General features: G+C 70.0%; 10 protein-coding genes. 4 read left to right on the top strand and 6 right to left on the bottom strand.

The genetic code is table 11. The features are described from left to right. Window positions 1–6: 6 nt before the first annotated feature. From PQV94_RS04350 to manA, 4 genes are all read right to left on the bottom strand, one after another. A complete protein-coding gene (locus tag PQV94_RS04350; RefSeq protein ID WP_274287573.1) occupies window positions 7–1,416 on the bottom strand; it encodes a DUF5719 family protein in 1,410 nt (469 codons plus the stop codon). Then, window positions 1,413–4,283, bottom strand: a complete 2,871-nt coding sequence (locus tag PQV94_RS04345) for a glycosyltransferase (protein ID WP_274287572.1) — start codon at window positions 4,281–4,283, stop codon at window positions 1,413–1,415. The genes PQV94_RS04350 and PQV94_RS04345 overlap by 4 nt, the downstream gene beginning before the upstream one ends. A gap of 74 nt (window positions 4,284–4,357) precedes the next feature. Continuing rightward, entirely contained in the window at window positions 4,358–4,684 is a 327-nt protein-coding gene (locus PQV94_RS04340; RefSeq protein WP_274287571.1) for a WhiB family transcriptional regulator, read from the bottom strand. A 170-nt stretch (window positions 4,685–4,854) separates the two neighbouring features. Further along, complete coding sequence (manA, locus tag PQV94_RS04335; protein WP_274287570.1) at window positions 4,855–6,018, bottom strand: mannose-6-phosphate isomerase, class I; 1,164 nt, start codon at window positions 6,016–6,018, stop codon at window positions 4,855–4,857. Between the two features lie 41 nt (window positions 6,019–6,059). On the opposite strand from manA, the gene PQV94_RS04330 reads away from it, so the two are divergent. From PQV94_RS04330 to PQV94_RS04315, 4 genes are all read left to right on the top strand, one after another. Further along, window positions 6,060–7,469 (top strand): O-antigen ligase family protein, encoded by a 1,410-nt coding sequence (locus PQV94_RS04330; protein ID WP_274287569.1) that lies wholly within the window; start codon window positions 6,060–6,062, stop codon window positions 7,467–7,469. Then, window positions 7,466–8,773, top strand: a complete 1,308-nt coding sequence (locus tag PQV94_RS04325) for an O-antigen ligase family protein (RefSeq protein ID WP_274287568.1) — start codon at window positions 7,466–7,468, stop codon at window positions 8,771–8,773. Before PQV94_RS04330 ends, PQV94_RS04325 begins: the two co-directional genes overlap by 4 nt. A gap of 89 nt (window positions 8,774–8,862) precedes the next feature. Next, window positions 8,863–10,773: a glycosyltransferase gene (locus tag PQV94_RS04320; RefSeq protein ID WP_274287567.1), complete on the top strand. Its 1,911-nt coding sequence runs from the start codon at window positions 8,863–8,865 to the stop codon at window positions 10,771–10,773. Beyond that, window positions 10,770–11,747 carry a glycosyltransferase family 2 protein gene (locus tag PQV94_RS04315; protein WP_274287566.1) on the top strand — a complete coding sequence of 326 codons (978 nt, stop codon included), beginning with the start codon at window positions 10,770–10,772 and terminating at the stop codon, window positions 11,745–11,747. Before PQV94_RS04320 ends, PQV94_RS04315 begins: the two co-directional genes overlap by 4 nt. Here PQV94_RS04315 and PQV94_RS04310 read toward each other — a convergent pair. Both PQV94_RS04310 and PQV94_RS04305 read right to left on the bottom strand, forming a co-directional pair. After that, window positions 11,732–12,475 carry an ABC transporter ATP-binding protein gene (locus PQV94_RS04310; RefSeq protein ID WP_274287565.1) on the bottom strand — a complete coding sequence of 248 codons (744 nt, stop codon included), beginning with the start codon at window positions 12,473–12,475 and terminating at the stop codon, window positions 11,732–11,734. The genes PQV94_RS04315 and PQV94_RS04310 overlap by 16 nt on opposite strands. Next, complete coding sequence (locus PQV94_RS04305; RefSeq protein ID WP_274287564.1) at window positions 12,475–13,266, bottom strand: ABC transporter permease; 792 nt, start codon at window positions 13,264–13,266, stop codon at window positions 12,475–12,477. The genes PQV94_RS04310 and PQV94_RS04305 overlap by 1 nt, the downstream gene beginning before the upstream one ends. Window positions 13,267–13,272 lie beyond the last annotated feature (6 nt).

The raw sequence follows: 13,272 nt of genomic DNA, 5'->3' as shown, positions 1-13,272 counted from the left end.
CCGGACTCAGGGACGGACGATGATCTCCGCCGCCGCCGCATCCGCCGGCCAGACCGGGAACGCGCTGATCGCGCCGTCCGCGAGGTAGCTCACCGACGCCCGGATCGGGTTGGAGGTCTCGATACGGTAGACCGCTCCCGGCTCGACCGGCACGGATGCGGTGTCACCGGCGGCGACCCTCACTCGCTCCGTCTCGGTGGCGCCGCTGAGCGGCTTCAGCACGACATCGGCTGCCCCGGCGGTCGACCCGGCGATCACCAGCAGCGGGGAGGGACCGTCCGCGACGGCGACCACACTCGGGTTGACGATGGCCTCGGCCGCCGTGTACCAGGCGAAGTCCGCGCCGTTGTTGAAGTTCGTCGTCTGCCAGACCGCGCTGACGACGGCCGATGTGGCATCGACACGCACCGTGTACGTACCGGCCGGCAGTCCGGCGAGGTCGAGCTCGGTGGGAAGATCCGCGCCGAGGGGGACACTCTGCGTCAACGCGGTACGCCCGGTGTCGTCCTGCACGGTGACCGTCGCTGTCGCATCCGCGCCAGGAGCCAGCAGCCGCAGGAGCGTCGTGGCGCCGGCCGAGGCCGCATCCACCGCGCTCTGCGGAACCCGGAGGCCGGGGATCACCTGCTGCGTCGCGGAACCGACGATCGCGCCGCTCTGCTCGACGCCACCGGTCAGCAGAGTCCGGGACAGGCTCGACTGCAGCGCGGCGGCGACGGGCGCGCCGGAGGCGGTCACACGCACGACGGGCGCTCCCTCACCGACGGCCAGCGCGGCCAGCGGCACGAGGCGCTGACTGTGAGCGTCGACGCGGAGCCCGCTGCCCGAGGGCGGGGTGGAGGCGCCGGTCGCGCTGTAGAGCGTGAGGTCGACGGTTGCGGCCACGTCCGACGGGTTCGAGAGCAGGATGACGTCCGCCGAACCCGTGGTGGTCGCCCCCGCGACGAGCCAGGACTCGATGAGCGGCGGCTGGCAGGCGGAGGCGGCGAAGCCGCGAAGATCCTCGGCTCCGACCGTGCCGCTCGCGGACGCGGCGGCATCCGATCGTGTCTCGTCGACGGGCGGCGCCACGAACACCGGGTGCCCGTCCGAGCCGATGACGACGGGTGCCGTCGGCTCGGTGAGCTGCTTCAGCGACGCACCATCGGATCCCGACACCGTCGCCGTCGGCGCCGCGCTCACGATCTGACCGGCCTGTGTGGCGTCGCGACCGAGGGCGAGCAGAGGGCCGGCGCAGGCGAGCACCGTGTCTGCGGGCGTGGGCGTCACGCCGACTGCGAGCGGCTCGTGAGTGTGGGTGGGCCAGTTCGCCGCCACGCCGACACCCACAGCGCCGACCATGCCGACGGCGAGCGCCGCGCCCACGACGAGCCGCGTGCTCGTGGCCGCCCAGCGCCACATCCGCTGCCTGCTCATGCTTGCTCCTCCCGCGAACGCGGACCGACGGTGCGCGGGGTACGACGAGCCTCGCGGCGCGACGCCGCGGTGGGGAACGAGAGCAGCAGCGCGATCGCGACGACCACGAGCTGGACCGCCGCGACGGTCCACCCCTGGCGCACGATCTCGGCGCTGGGCGCGGGGCGCTCTGCCACATCCGTCGTCACCCGCCACAGCGTGCCCTTGGGCGTCGCACCGACGACGTCGAGGTCGTCGCGCTGGTCGAGCGCCGTCTGTGCCGAGAGTCGCAGCGCACGCGCCGCGTCGCTCTCGTCGGAGGTCTCGGGGGCGACCACGATGAAGCGGATGCCGGCCGCCGCGACGCGCGCGACGACGTCCTCCGAGGTCGAGGTCACGAGGTCTGCGGTCAGCTCGGCCACGTCCCGATCGGAGTCCGAGGCGACGGTTCGGGTCGCATCCAGCGTGGAGGTGCTGGACAGGGTCTCACTCCCGCCCCAGACGACCTGGGCGGCGACGGAGCCGTCGGCCAGCGGTGAGAGCACGATCGTGCCGACGTTCGAGTCGTCGCGCCCCTGCGCCGCCACGTAGGCAGGCAGCGTGGACGGCGAGCCGCTCTGCAGGCCGCTCTGCCCCCTGCCGACCGCCGACACCGAGGGCACGGCGAGAAGCACGAGCGTGCCCATGACGGCCACGGCGCCGAAGACGCGCAGCCCGCCGGCGCGCGCCGGGACCCCCGAGTCGAGGGTCACGGTGGCCGCCGCGACGATCCCCAGCCACGCAAGACTCAGCGCGGCGCCCGGCCAGAGCGCCACCGGCGTGCCGCGCGTGTCGACCGAGACGGCGAAGCCCACAGCCGCGAACGCCGTGGCGATACCCAGAAGCGCGACCACCAGCAGCACGCCCGCGACCATCCATCGCGGGGTGAGCAGCGAGAGCAGCGCGAGAACCGCGAGCGGTGCGACCAGGACGACCACCGCGGTGACGAACGGCCCGATGGTCGTGGAGCCGAGAAGGCCCGCCCACCCGGCGAAATCCATGGTCGGGAAGCCCGCCGCCAGCGCGAAGCGCCCCGCGGCGTCGGCGCCCGCCTGCGGTCCCGCCCACACCGGTCCGGGGTCGGCGAGCAGACCCCATACCGTGCCGCCGTGCAGCTGCGCCCAGATGAGAGGGGCGAACAGCGCCAGCGCCGGGACGCCGGTCCAGACGATCTGTCCCGCTCCGCGTCCGCCGCGCGCGACGACGACGAGCATCATCGCCAGCATCCATACGACGATGAGAGCGGGCGCGAGAGACGGAGCGCACGCGAGCACCCCGGCCAGCAGCAAGGACGCAGCCCCGGCGGCAGCCCACGACCGATGCGCGACCGCGCCGGCGTAGAACAGCCACGGCAGCAGCAGGTGCACGATGACGCCCGTGGGGCGGCCGTCGACGAGCGCGCTCCAGAACGTCGGGGCAAGCGCCCAGGCGACGGCGGCGGTATTGCGCAGCAGCGACCGGGAGGTGAGGCGTGTGGCCGCGAACCAGCCGCCGAGCACGGCGAGGGGCAGGGCAGCCAACCACAGAACGATGAGGATGCGCGAGGGGTCTCCCGGCCAGAGCGAACCGAGCAGCGCCACCACGGCGGCGAACGGATCGGCCGGTCCCGCCACGCCCAGGCCGGTCGCTCGGGCGCCGAACGCCGCGTCGGTCCAGAGCTGGCCGAGCGTCGCCCGCAGCGGCTCGAGTGCGCCGCCACCGAGAGCCGGCCATGCCAGGAGAGCGGGGAACGCGGCCGCCGAGACGACCAGTCCCGCCAGCACGAGCCAGGCGCCGCCGCCCGTGAAGAAGTGCAGCTCGCCGCGCACCGGTCGATTCATCGCGTCGGCGTCGGCATCCGCGTCGAAGCGCTGCCGGAGCGCGGACCGGGTGATGCGCAGGAGGGAGAGCTGCGACCATGCGACGCTGCGCGAGCGACGGATGACACCGCGGGATGCGGCGATCGCGCCCCACCGGAAGAAGGCGACGATCGAGGCGCCCCACTCGGGCAGCACCCGAGAGGGCTGCTTCGCCACCAGCAGCGCTGCCGCGCGCCACAGCGCGAGCGGGATGAGAGACAGCAGATGCAGCGGCACGGACGCTGCCGGCGCGTACGACAGGCGGCGGTGGATCTGCGCGAGCCGACGCGCGTAGGCGCGACGACGGCGGGCGCGCCGGGTCGCAGCGGCGGGAAGCCCGGCCACACCGTCGCCGGCGACCGCCACCCGCGCCGTGGGCACCAGACTCACCCGGTGGCCCGCGAGTCGGGCGCGCACACCGAGATCGAGACCCTCATCGGCGCCACCGAGCGCAGGGTCGACGCCGCGGAGAGTGCGCCACAGATCGGCGCGTACGAGCACGCCACGCACATCGGCCCCGAGAACGTCATCGTCACCGTCGTGCTGACCCTGGTCGAGTTCGTCCTGCACCAGCTCGACGGAACGACCGAACGGCGTCATCGTCACGCCGAGCGACACGATGCGGGCCGGCTCGTCCCACTCCACCAGTTTGGGCGCGACCACGGCGACCGAGGGAGCACGCTCGAGGCCGGCCAGCAGGCGCTGCAAGGCCTCCGGCTCGGGTGCGGTGTCCTGAGCGAGAAGCCATACGAACTCGCCGCTGATGCGCACGGAGGCGAGGCGCACCGCATCGGCGAACGATGTGGAGGCGCCGGCGGTGATCACGCCCTCGGCGCCGGATGCGGTGACGAGCTGCGTGAGAGCGGCGTCCCCACCGCAGAGCACGATGGTGAGCGCGTCGACCTGGCGGGTCTGGGCGGCGAGGGCGGACAGCGTGCGCTCGAGATGCGCCGCGGCGGCCGTACGCCCTTCAGGGCGCACGACGAGGAGAGCGTGGACACGGGCCGACATGACTGAGTCAGCCTAAGCACGAGTTCGCGGCACGCGAGGTGCACGCGCCGCAATCGGTGATGTCGATAGGGCGTTCAGCTCACACGACGCTTGAGTTTGCGACGCTCGCGCTCGCTGAGCCCGCCCCAGATGCCGAACCGCTCGTCGTTGCGCAGCGCGTACTCGAGGCATTCGTCGCGGACATCGCAGGTCGTGCAGATGCGCTTCGCGTCGCGGGTGGAGCCGCCCTTCTCGGGGAAGAACGCCTCGGGATCGGTCTGCGCGCACAGCGCGTCCGTCTGCCACGCCAGCGGATTGTCGTCGTCGACGGGAGCTTCGCGGCGAACGCCGGGGACCCCGAGGAAGACGGGATCGACATGCCAGTTGTCGGGAACGCCTGAGCGGTACGGTGCGCTCGCCATGTGCTCTCCCCACGATCTCGATTCCACGCCCCGCGGTGGGCGGGTGCCTAAATTACACAGGTGTGATTCGAGGAAAGCAAGTCGCTGATCGTAAACCCTCAACCCGCGCTTTAATCTTCGCGACGCGCCGACGGCGTGTCGATGGAGTGGATTCGTTACGCGGCGGGGATTCAGCGTCCCGGCATCGCGAGGAACAGCTCCCCCGCACCCGTGACCTCGAGGTGCTGCTCGTCGGGCGTGGCGAACGCCGCGGCACCGGGTGAGAGCTGCACCCGCGTTCCCGCTGCCGAGACGATCGGCGCACCCATCGTCGCCACGGCGATGGCGGGGCCGCGAAGGCGCACGCGACGCACCTCACCCTCGTCCACCGTCACCCGCAGCAGTTCGAAGTCGGCGATCCCCGGCGCGAAGACGTCGACGCCCGGCTCCCCCACGATCGCCGGAAGTCTCGGCGCCTCGCCGGGTGTCGTGTCGAGGATGCGGAGCAGCTCGTCGACGTCGATGTGCTTGGGCGTGAGACCGCCGCGCAGCACATTGTCGCTGGCCGCCATGATCTCAACGCCGAGGCCGGAGAGGTAGGCGTGCAGGACACCGGCCGGAACGAAGATCGCCTCGCCCCGCGCGAGCACCACGTGGTTCATGAGCAGCGCGACCACCACACCGGGATCCGACGGGTACGCGTCGGCGACCCGGGTCAGCGCGGCGAAGTGGTCGGAGGGCGCCGCCTGCGCGGCCTCTCGCACGGCGGCGATCACCCCGTCGACGACGTCCTGAGCCCGGCCCGACAACAGCCAGCCGAGCGCGTCTCGCAGCGCGGAGGCTTCATCGGAGCCCTCAAGCGCCCGGCCGAGGGCCGTCACGCCATCGTTCTGAGGCAGCGCGGCGAGGATGCCCCGCGTCGCGGCCAGGGGTCGGAGTCCCGCGAGCGCCTCGAAGCGCTCGCTCACCGCCACGATGACCTCGGGCTTGTGGTTGTCGTCCTTATAGGTGCGGTGGGCCGCATCCCGTGGGATCCCGGCGGCCTCCTCACGGGCGAAGCCCTCGACGGCCTGCTGCTTCGACGGGTGCACCTGGATCGAGAGGGGCGAGCCTGCGGCGAGCAGCTTGAGCAGATACGGCAGTCGCCTGGCGTGGTCCGCACCCGAATCCTGCGCGTCGAACCAGGCATCCAGCGTCATCCCGAGGGAGGGAAGCAGGGCGGGCGATCCCGGATGGTCGCCGAACCATACCTCGGCTTCGGGCGCTCCGGAGGGCTCGCGTCCCTGCAGGTCTGCGATGAGATGGGAAGAGCCCCAGGAGTAGTCACGGGGGACGTTGGTCAGCTCGGCCAGCACACCCCCAGCCTAGAAGGGTCCCGGGATAATCTGGGGGCATCATGGCCGTCCGAACCCAACACCCGGCAGGTCCCGCACCCGCGCCGCCGTTGCGCGAGCGCACGGGACATCTGCTGCTGCGCGCGTGGTGCGTCTTCGTCGTCTTCCAGGCGATCGCCGGCACCGCGTGGACGCTGGCCTTCGGAGTCGCCGCCTCGACCGTGATCGTCGTCGCCACCGCGGTCGTGTCCCTCGTCGTGTGGCTTCTCATGCGACCGCCGATCGACGTGCGGCGCCTCCCGTGGTTCGTGCTCGCGTACGGCGTCTGGGCGGCGGCATCGCTCATCTGGTCGGCGTGGCCCGCGACGACCGGCACGACGCTCGCCCTGTGGCTGATCACGACAGGCCAGGGCCTGTTCGTCGCGGCGATTCTCACCTGGCGCGAGATCGTCGCCGCCATCTCGGCCGCACTGAAGTGGTCACTGGGACTGTCGCTCGTCTTCGAGCTCGTCGTGTCGCTGTTCGTCCGGCGTCCCATTCTGCCGGGGTGGGTGCTTCCGGAGCGGGGCGTGAAGTACGACCCGATCGTCTACTGGTCCCGCAACAACCTCTTCGATCTCGACGGGCGCATCCAGGGCATCCAGGGCAACGCCAACCTCCTCGCCGTCGTCGCACTGCTCGGGCTGATCGTCTTCTCCATCCGGTGGGCCGCGCACGCCGAGCGACGGGCATCCGCGATCGTCTGGATCTCGATCGCAGCGCTGCTGTTCGTCCACGCCGGCTCCGCGACCGCCTACCTCTCGGCGGCCGCCGTCATCGTCGTGCTCGTAACGGTTCTGCTCATGCGGACGGTCACGAGGCCCGGCGGACGCACGGGCTACTACGCCGCCTACGCCGGCGTGGCTCTCGCCGGGGCCGGGATCCTCTTCTTCGCGCGCGACACGCTCTTCACGGCCCTCGGCCGGTCTGCGGATCTCACCGGACGCGAGGGCATCTGGGAGCAGGTGCTGGCGCGAGCCGGCGAGCATCCCGTGATCGGATGGGGCTTCGCCTCGCCGTGGCTGCCCTGGGACAGCCACTTCGACGGCTGGATCGTCGACCACGGTGAGACGGTCATGCAGGCGCACAACATGTGGATCGACGTCTTCCTGCAACTCGGCGTGATCGGCGTGCTGCTCATGGCGGGCGTCTACGCGACCTTCATCTGGCGCGCCTGGTTCTTCGCCATCGACCGCCCGCGATGGGATCTGCGCGACGACCGCCCGTACTCCCCGTTGACGCTCTTGCCCACGCTCGTCGCCACCGTTCTGCTCGTGCAGGGCCTCGCGGAATCCGGCCCGCTGGTGGTGTGGGGCTGGATGCTCATCGTGCTGCTCGGGCTCAAGGTGCGACAGTCGCCGCTGCTGGGCGTGGGTCCCGCGGAGACCTCGTGGCGTATCGAGCGCGGCGACCCCGTGACGGATCAGGCATGAACGCCGCCGCTTCGTCCGGCATCGGCGAACTCCTACTCTCGGCCCGCATGGCGCGCGCCTTCACCCTTCTCGTGTTCGGCACGACGTTCGGAGCCTTCGCCATCGAACGCCTCATGGGCCGGGTGACCTACGTGACGATGGTCGCGGGGCTGTGCGCCCTCGCCGTGGCCATGCTCGTCGCGCGCCGCGGAGAGCTGTCGCCGCTGCGGCTGGCATCCGCGACCCTCGCCCTCTTCCTCGGGTGGACGGCGGTGAGCGTCTTCTGGTCGACCGATCAACCGAAGTCCCTGATCGGCTGGGTGGCGCTGGCCGCGCTCTCGCTGCTGGGGGTCACGATCGCCCACGTGCGCGACACCCTGCAGACCGCGCGGGCGCTGGGCGACGTCATGCGGTGGCTGCTCGCGGTCTCGCTGGGCGTCGAGATCCTCTTCGGGATCCTCATCGACATGCCCTTCCCCCTGCTGGGCGTGCAGGGCCTCATCGCAGAGCTCGGGCCCGTGCAGGGGATCTTCGGCACCCGCAATGCGCTCGGCTTCGTCGCCGTGCTCGCATTGATCACCTTCCTCGTCGAGTGGCGCACCTCATCCGTGCGTCCCGGCGTCGCGGTCTTCTCCGTGATCCTCGCGGGTGGTCTGGCCGTGCTGAGCGACTCCCCCACGGTGATCGTGATCGCACTCATCGTGGGGCTGGCGACCCTCACGCTCATGGTCGTGCGCCACACCCGGCCCGAGTCGAGGCCCATGCTGCAGGCGACGCTGGCCGGCATCGTCGTGGTCGCCCTCGCGGTGGCGTACGCCGCGCGCGGCCCCATCATCGCCATGCTCGGCGCCGGCAGCGACTTCTCGACGCGCGCGGATCTGTGGAACACGATCCTCGACTACGTCCGTTATCACCCGGTGCAGGGATGGGGCTGGTACGGCACATGGTCCACGACCGAGTTCCCGTTCCTGTCCATCAACGTGAACCTGGGCGAGCGCCACGCGTCGGCGCTCAACGCCTACTTCGACATCCTCCTGCAGGTGGGATGGTTCGGGCTGCTGCTGTTCGCGGGCTTCTGCGTCATCGCGCTGGTGCGGTCGTGGCTCGAGGCCAGCAACCGACGCGCCGTGGTGTACACCTGGACTCCCCTCATCCTGACGGCGCTGCTCATCGACTCCGTGTTCGAGAGCTTCACCCTGTTCGGGTACGGATGGCTCCTTCTGGTGGTGTGCGCCAGCCGCGCGGGGCAGTCGCGGTCGTGGCGGGACCGCCTCGACAGCGGGGACCCGGTCCCCACCGTCCTCCCGGAGGAGCCTGGTCGCTGAGCCCCCTCAGGGTGGTTCACGAGGTCGAGCCGGTAGGATCGTGCTCCGGCTCTACGTAGCGCGCCGCCGACCGAACCGGAGATCCACCCGTGCCGCATGTCCTACAGAAGGTCGTGTTCCCGCTCGACCGCGACCCCGACCTCCTGCCGCTCTACGCGGATCCCGAGACCTGGTCGGTCATCGACGACGAACCCGTGCGGGTCTCCAATCGAGCTCAGCTGACGAACATCCTGGGCCGCAACCGTGCGCGTGTCGTCAGCGGCCGCCGCGTGTCGTTCGGCACATACTTCAACGCCTTCCCGGCGTCGTACTGGCAGCACTGGACTCCGGTTCGCGACGTGGCACTCACCGTGCGCACCCAGGGACCCGCGACGATCCTGCTCTACCGATCGAATGGCAGCGGCACCAAGCAGCGCATCGAGACGCGCGAGGTGGACGGCGAGGCGACGAGCACCTTCCACGTCACACTCGACCAGTACAGCGACGGCGGCTGGATCTGGTTCGACATCGCGGCGGACGAGAAGGCGATGACCTTCGAAGGCGCAGAGTGGACCACCGAGACCGCTCCGGTCCGCCACGGCAAGGCCTCGATCGGCATCACGACATACAACAAGCCCGATTACTGCGTCGAGACGCTGCGGAGCCTCTCCGACGCCCCCGACCTGCTGGAACTGATCGATCGCGTCTTCGTGATCGACCAGGGCACACAGCGTGTCGCGGACGAGGACGGGTACACCGACGTCGCCGCCGCGCTCGGGGAGACCCTAGCCATACTGACCCAGCCCAACCTGGGCGGATCCGGCGGCTTCGCGCGCGCCATGAGCGAGACGCTGGCCCGGCCGGAGAGCGACTTCATCCAGCTGCTGGACGACGACGTGCGCATCGAGCCGGAATCGGTCCGGCGCTCCGTCGTCTTCGGCCGGTACGCATCGACACCCACGATCGTCGGCGCGCACATGTTCGACCTGCTCGATCGACCCAAGCTGCACGCCTGGGCCGAGGTCGTCGACGAGGCGCCGTTCATGTGGCGCGCGCTGTACCAGGAGAAGCTCCCGCACGACTTCAGCGTCGCCAACCTCCGACAGTCCCCCATGCTGCACATGCGCATGGACGCGGACTACAACGGATGGTGGATGTGCCTCATCCCGCTCGAGATCATCCGCAAGGTCGGCCTCTCGCTGCCCGCCTTCATCAAGTGGGACGACGCGGAGTTCTGCCTCCGGGCGGGCGAGGCGGGTTTTCCGACGGTGTCGGTGCCGGGGGTCGCCCTCTGGCACGTCTCCTGGGTCGGCAAGGACGACTCGATCGACTGGCAGGCGTACTTCCACGCTCGCAACCGGATCGTCGCGGCGCTCCTGCACTCCTCGCTGCCCGGCGGAGGGACACTGCTGCGTCACAGCCGGCGCCTCGACCTCAAGCACCTGATGATGATGCAGTACTACCCCGTCGCCCTGCGGCATCAAGCCATCCGGGACCTCCTCTCGGGTCCCGAGCACATGTGGGCGAATCTCGCCACGGCGATGCCGGCAGCTCGCGCGCTCGCAGCGGACTACCCCGAGACGGTCGTGCACACCGACACCGGCGTGCCCTTGCGCTCGCGACGGGGCCGGCAGGTGTTTCCGCTGCGCCGGCGTCACGAGTACGACAACCCGACCGGCTGGCGCCTGCGATGGTTCACCGCATCCACGCTCGCCTCGCACTGGCTGCGGCCCACCTCAGGCGACCGCTCCGCGCTTCCCGAGGTGGAGTATGGCAAAGAGGACGCTCTCTGGTGGCGCGTGCCGCTGGTCGACAGCGCCATCGTGAGTGCGGCGAACGGATCCGGCAAGAACGTCTACGTGCGCGACCGAACGACCTTCCGCCGCATGCTCATGGACAGCGTGCGCCTCCACCGACGCCTGCGCCGCGAGTGGCCTGGGCTCTCACGCCGCTACCGTGCCGCCGCATCCGATCTGACCAGCGTCGAGCGCTGGCGCACCGTGTTCGAGGACAACACATGACCGTCTCCAGCCAGGTTTTCGACCCCGCCGCCGCCACGATCACGATCGTGACCTACAACCGCTCTGCTCTCCTGACGAAGCTGCTGACGAGCATCGAAGCGATGGACCCGAAGCCTGGGCACGTCGTGGTGGTCGACAACGCGTCGTCGGACGACACCGGTGCCGTCATCGACGCGTTCCGATCGCGCATCGGCACAGAGCTCGTCTACCGCCGGTTGGAGACCAACACGGGCGGCTCGGGCGGGTTCAGCGAGGGGATGCGGGTCGCGTACGAGCTCGGCTCGACGTGGATCTGGCTGATGGACGACGATGTCGAGGTGCTCCCCGACGGCCTCGCCCGCATGGGGAACTGGGCGCCGCGCTTCAAGAGCATCCAGGGCCGGCGCTACGACTACGACGGGAGCGAGTTCTACTGGCAGTACCGCGTCGCCGATCGCATGGGCATCCCGATCCCGTTCGCCCCCGCCGGCTTCGACGCCTCCGGCTACAAGGAGATGAACTCGGGCTGCTTCGAGGGGATGTTCATCCACCGGGACGTGGTGGGGCAGATCGGTCTCCCCGACCCGCGTTTCTTCATCTATTGGGACGATCAGCTGTACGGCTGGCTCGCCTCCCGCGTGACGACCTCCGTCATCGTCGACGAGTTCGTGCTGCGCCGCACGCGCGAGATCAAGCAGTGGGACATGGGCATCCGGCACATGAACGCGTCCAGCGACGCCTACCGCTACTACATCATGCGAAACCGCGCGTACATCAAGCGCTACTACCGCGAGCTGGGCGTCTACAACCCCGTCCTGTTCGGACTGGGCACGGTGATGACCTTCGCGAAGGAGCTCATCCGCCTCGCCGTCGTCGAGCGGAAGGTGCGCGGCACGGGCCATCTGGTGCGCGGCCTGCGCGACGGGCGCAAGATCGCGCGCGACCGCTCGTGGCGGCCGATGCCGCCGCTGGTGCAGACTCAGCCCGCCGCGTAGTCGGCGTTGTACCGCTCCAATACGTCTGCGATGGGCGCATCCATCGTCAGCGCCCCCTTGTCGAGATAGAGACCCCGCGTGCAGAACCGGCGCAGGTCCTTTTCGTTGTGGCTGACGAAGAACAGGGTCCGTCCCGCGGCGAGCAACTCGTCGATGCGGCGGTAGCACTTCTCCCGGAAGGCCTTGTCGCCCACAGCGAGCACCTCGTCCACGAGGAGGATGGGTTCCTCGAGCTGAGAGACCACGGCGAATGCCAGACGCACCTTCATGCCGTTCGACAGATGCTTGTAGGGGGTGTCGACGAAGTCGTGGAGCTCGGCGAAGTCGATGATGGAGTCGAAGCGCCGCGCTACCTCGGCCCGGCTCATCCCATGGAGCCCTGCCGTGAGGCGCACGTTCTCGCGCACCGTCAGGTCCCCCACGAACCCGCCCGTGATCTCGATGAGCGGAGCGACGCCTCCGTTCACGCGCACGGCACCCTCATCGGGAAGCAGCACACCGGCGACGAGCTTGAGCAGCGTCGACTTGCCCTGGCCGTTGCGTCCGACGACCCCGATTGACTCGCCGGGCCGGACGGTGAAGCTGACGTTTCGCAGGGGCCAGAACTCGCCCGGTCGGGCGCGCCGGGATGCCCCGCCGAAGAGATCCTTCAGGCTGCGACGCCCCCTCCTGTTGCGCCGGAACCGGACTCCCAGCCCGTCGACCTCGATCGCCAGCTCCGCGGACATCACAGCTCCTTCAGCACGGGACGCTCGAGCCGCCGGAAGACGAGGATTCCGACGCCGAGCACCACGAGGCTCACGACCGCGCCGGTCACCACCGAGAGGGTGTCCCACTGATCGGGGAAGAACCCCGCCCGGTACAACGTGAAGATGCCCGCGAGCGGGTTGAGCGCGGCCACCTCTCGGAAGCCGACGGGAAGGTCGGAGACGCCGTAGATGATCGGAGACGCGTAGAACAATGCGCGCAGGATGAGGCGGGTCGTCCGCTCCAGATCCCCCCAGAGCACGCACAGCGGTGCGACGATCAGCCCCAGTCCGACCAGTAGCGCTGTCTGCAACAGGATGGCGAGCGGGAAGAAGAACAGCCCCCACCCCACCGTCGCGCCACCAAAAACCGCGAAGAGCACGAGTACGGGGATCGAGCAGAGGAACTCCACGCCCTTGCTGAGCACGATGCGATTCACCCAGATCGATCGAGGGATCGCGGTAGACCTCACGAGCCGGGCGTCCTTGTTGAAGGCCCGGGTGAAGTCGCTGACAGCGGCGTTGAACCACACCCACGGCAGCAGGGCCGTGATGAGGAACACGATGTAGGGAGTTTCGCCCACATCCCGCCCGAAGACCTGGGTGAACACGAACCAGTAGATCGCGCTCATGACGAGCGGATCGAGGACGGACCAGAGGTATCCCAGCGCGCTGGTGGCGTAGCGCACCTTCAAGTCGCGCGCCGACAGCAGCCACAGGGAGTGGAGGTAGCGCCGGGGCGACCCGGGGGCTCCGACCGTGGTCGTCGTCATCAGAGA

Origin of the sequence: Microbacterium sp. Clip185 (genome assembly GCF_028743715.1) — a bacterium.
In the GTDB taxonomy this organism is placed as follows: domain Bacteria; phylum Actinomycetota; class Actinomycetes; order Actinomycetales; family Microbacteriaceae; genus Microbacterium.
The sequence above is the reverse complement of the archived record's forward strand: the minus strand, read 5'-3'. Positions and strand labels throughout refer to the sequence as shown.